Raw genomic sequence first — 3840 nt, 5'->3', positions numbered from 1 at the left:
CTCAAGTTGCGCGAGAACTTGAGCATCCACTATTATTAGATTCATAGTTTGACCTTTTAAATCGGGTTTACAAAGGGCGATCGCAACTTCTTGGCCGGAGAGCGATCGCCTTTTGCTAAAGCTAGTTTATCAACTAGCAGTTTACTAAGTCAACCGTTAAGCGACGTGATTCTGCAAAATTGCCAAAAGTTCAGAGGGGTCAAGGTATACAGAGGGGAATAACCTTTTGAAGTCCACCCCCAGAGCATTGCAGATAGCCAAAATTAATTCAGTTGAGACAGCTTCGGCTTTTCCTGCTTCTAGTTTGTGGATGTACTGATAGGTGCAAGTCAACCCATTTTGGCTAACTTTATCAGCTAGTGTCCGCATAGAAACATCACCACGCAAGGATTGTAGGCGTTTTCCCAGGGAAGGACTCCATTTGAGCCTGTCAACACAGTCTAGAGAAATCATAAGTTTAGTCTTGTCATTCTTACTCATATTGTAATCTCTCAGTTGACATAAAACCCCTTGCTGACTACTATGAGTTTAAAGTTTTCACAAAAGATTGTTGCGGCATCATTATTATTAATTGTGTCGCTCATTCTTGCTGCATAGTTCACACGGACATCGCTCAAAAGCGATGGCAGTTCTGAGGGGGCGATGGCTACGCCCGCCGCAGGCATCGCTTTTAATGATGATACAAAACTTGATATTTCGTCCTGTCATTGCCGAGAAATTGGGGGCACATCGGCTTACTGACCCAATTATGGCAACTTTAGTTTTAGAACAGTTGCGGCTTTGGCATGATTTGGGCAATGGCTTTTTAGATGCAGACGGTAATTTATGGCTACACAAGAGCGTTGACGACTGGGAAAAGACGGCGGGTGCATCATTTAACCCGTGGAAAGTTAAATCAATTCTGTATATCCCCGTAATGGCAGCGTTAAAAAGCCCTGTAGCTACTTGATGAAGATTGTTGACCAAATCAAAACTGAACGTCTCTAAGAGAATATAACGACCAAGAACTAAAGGTTAGCTATAATCACCAATTAAATCATGACTATAGTCATAAATAATCTATGACGTTTGGGTCATGTTCTTTTTGTTAGTCTACTGTAATTTGATTTGTGTAGTAAACCTTTCGTATTTAATAGAAGTCATATATTTGCCTTCTTCAGATGAGTTAAGTGAGCAACAGCTAGTTGAGCAATGTAGGTTGTTAACGACGCTTTCTCATGTACTGCTGCGTCTAACAGTCGGGCTTGCAAATAAATTAGCTAAGTAGTAACCGGACGATTCAACGATTATTAAAATGCAAATCTCAAGATTCATCACACAAATAATTAGTCCGATATCTTCGTTGCTAAATAGAATTAAATCATTGAATATGACAACAAATTTAAAGTAGTTTCTCCACGACAAAATCAATCTATAAATCAATCAATCTAACGTGCAGTCACATGGAAGAACAAAGAACCCAGTTTTATTTAAATCTAGTTGCAGCGTTGCTCGATTGTCCCAGCAATCAGCAAGTGATGGACATATTAACAGCTAACTCTTGTTGGATAGATGAAGGGTTTCTAACTGTGATTGAACAAGTCGCAGACAATATGGTCTGCGTTGGTCGTAATTATACAGCAAGTTGGTTGCTCTGTTTAAGAAACGAGTTAGCTGCTTGTTTGAGAAAACAAGTAACTCATGAAGAATTGGATCTTTATGACACTTTCTTAGTTGAGGTATTGGAGGCAATCCAAAAGAATACGAACACACAAGTGGCGTACCTATTATTAGTTGCAAATCAAGACAAGCTCAACGATCGCTTGGCTGATGTGTTGCAGGCTTGGGCAACGGATGTCTTGCCTTTAATGGAGGAAATAGCAGGACTATATACCGCACAAACGATTGTTGATTTCAGTAACCTGATGAAGGGGTTAGAGCTAGGTAGCTTAGAAATTAACATCGAGTTGGCAATTATCGGCTATCAGGTAGTGACAACACTGATGACACGCGATCGCTTTCCCTATCAATGGGGAATTATACAAAATAATCTCGGACTTGCCTACTCAGACCGTATTCGTGGTTCACTGGCACAGAATCGGGAACTTGCCATCTACTATCATACCCAAGCGTTAGAGTCACACACACGCGCAAACTTTCCTTTTGACTGGGCAAGAGGGCAAAGTAATCTCGGACTGGCCTACTCGGAACGTATTTTTGGTCAAAAAGCAGATAATCTAGAACTAGCAATTGAGTGCTACCAACAGGCATTGCTGGAAAACATCCGTTCTCACTTCCCAGAATTATGGGCAAGAACACAAAACCATTTAGGAATCGCCTACTCGAAGCGTGTTTGTGGTCAAAAAGCGGAGAATGTGGAATTAGCAATCTACTATTACAAACAAGCGTTACTAGAATATACTCTCTCCAGTTACCCCCAAATGTGGGCAGCAATGCAGAATAATTTGGGTAATGCCTACTGCGAGCGCAACAGTGGGAATAAAGCAGATAATCTGGAAATAGCGATTGAGTGTTATCAACAGGCTTTGCAGCAATACACCCGCGAACGCTTTCCCGAAACCTGGGCAAAAACGCAAAACCATCTCGGGATTGCTTTTTGCGAACGTCTTTATGGTTCAGTTGCTGATAACTTGGAACGAGCAATCAAATATTTCAACCAAGCGTTGCAGGAGTACACACGATCTCGCTTTCCCTATGAGTGGGCACAGGTGCAAAATCACTTCGGGATTGCTTACTCCCAACGCATCTGTAGTGAACGCACTGACAATCTAGAACTAGCAATACATTATCACACCCAAGCATTGCAGGAATATACACGAGTTCGCTTTCCCAGTGAATGGGCAAAAACGCAACATTATTTGGGTAATGTGTTTTGTCAGCGCTTGAGGGGCAAGCAAACTGAGAACTTATTGCAAGCAATACACTATTTCCATCAGGCTTTGCTGGAATACACACACCAGAGCTTTCCCTATGAGTGGGCAAAAATACAAAATGACTTGGGTAACACTTATAGAAGGTTGCAATACAATGCAGACGCTGTTAAGGCTTTCAAATCTGCACTCTCGATTTACACTCCCACAACTTTTCCTTTGGAGAGTCTTGTTTGCGGACGTAATTTGGGTGACACTGCCTTCGCAAATCAAATGTGGGCTGAAGCAATTGAAGGTTTTGCTGATGCGATTGAGGCTTTTGAAAGTAGTCCGAGTTGGGTCACTTCACAACTGAGACAGCATCCTGTTTTTCAAAACCCCTCTGATATGTATGATAAGATAGCTCAATCGTGCATTAATGGCGAGCGCTCCGGTCAAGTGTTTAGATATCAGTATCAGGAATGTTTCGGCTCAAGACCGATAGTAAACTTATTAGCAAATTTTGACCCAGATCAGGAAATTTCGCCACAAATTCTATTTCCCAAAGAAAACGAAAAAAAAGTCGAGGGATGGGACTTAAACAAAAATTAAGCCCAAATAAAGCCTAAACTGGCTTTATAAGCAACAAACACGTCACGGTTAAGGGTCAACCATATGTGCAAAGCACACGCTACGCGAACGAAAAATCGATAAGACATCGCTGTTCTGAAAGCATCTATTGCTTCAGTAAAAGTATTCAAGGGTTTGTTTGCCCACCTGCGTTCTGAGATTTTGACCTGAGTAGTCCTGGGGCATGGCGGGTGCTGTATACAAATTCCTTTTTGGATACAGATATACCACGAACAATTCCGTAAACTCAACGCTTTCAAGCACACTTATTTTCGCTCTTAACTCCGGCGCACTCTGGCAATCGCCGCTTATCAGCATTCTTAGAGGAAACTTGAGCGATCGCCCACCTGATAGCGATGCC

The 3840-nt window shown here is 41.9% G+C and carries 4 protein-coding genes; 2 read left to right on the top strand and 2 right to left on the bottom strand.

From position 1 onward, the window contains the following. Positions 1-156: 156 nt before the first annotated feature. Both ACYTXL_RS34220 and ACYTXL_RS34215 read right to left on the bottom strand, forming a co-directional pair. The gene (locus ACYTXL_RS34220) at positions 157-480 is read right to left on the bottom strand and encodes a helix-turn-helix domain-containing protein (RefSeq protein ID WP_461928466.1); all 324 of its coding nucleotides are present in this window, start codon (positions 478-480) and stop codon (positions 157-159) included. A gap of 11 nt (positions 481-491) precedes the next feature. Beyond that, positions 492-665, bottom strand: a complete 174-nt coding sequence (locus ACYTXL_RS34215) for a hypothetical protein (RefSeq protein ID WP_461928465.1) — start codon at positions 663-665, stop codon at positions 492-494. An 8-nt stretch (positions 666-673) separates the two neighbouring features. Between ACYTXL_RS34215 and ACYTXL_RS34210 the strand changes: the two genes are divergently transcribed. Both ACYTXL_RS34210 and ACYTXL_RS34205 read left to right on the top strand, forming a co-directional pair. Continuing rightward, positions 674-949 (top strand): hypothetical protein, encoded by a 276-nt coding sequence (locus ACYTXL_RS34210; RefSeq protein WP_461928464.1) that lies wholly within the window; start codon positions 674-676, stop codon positions 947-949. A gap of 493 nt (positions 950-1442) precedes the next feature. Then, positions 1443-3461: a hypothetical protein gene (locus tag ACYTXL_RS34205; RefSeq protein ID WP_461928463.1), complete on the top strand. Its 2019-nt coding sequence runs from the start codon at positions 1443-1445 to the stop codon at positions 3459-3461. The last annotated feature ends 379 nt before the right edge of the window (positions 3462-3840 follow it).

The organism is Nostoc sp. (assembly GCF_054880495.1).
Note: the sequence above shows the minus strand (reverse complement) of the source record. Positions and strands in the feature narration are given on the sequence as shown.

What these genes read in the sequence shown, in the direction of transcription:
- ACYTXL_RS34220 (WP_461928466.1), bottom strand. Translation starts at nt 480, where the DNA reads ATGAGTAAGAATGACAAGACTAAACTTATGATTTCTCTAGACTGTGTT.
- ACYTXL_RS34215 (WP_461928465.1), bottom strand. Translation starts at nt 665, where the DNA reads ATGCCTGCGGCGGGCGTAGCCATCGCCCCCTCAGAACTGCCATCGCTT.
- ACYTXL_RS34210 (WP_461928464.1), top strand. Translation starts at nt 674, where the DNA reads ATGATGATACAAAACTTGATATTTCGTCCTGTCATTGCCGAGAAATTG.
- ACYTXL_RS34205 (WP_461928463.1), top strand. Translation starts at nt 1,443, where the DNA reads ATGGAAGAACAAAGAACCCAGTTTTATTTAAATCTAGTTGCAGCGTTG.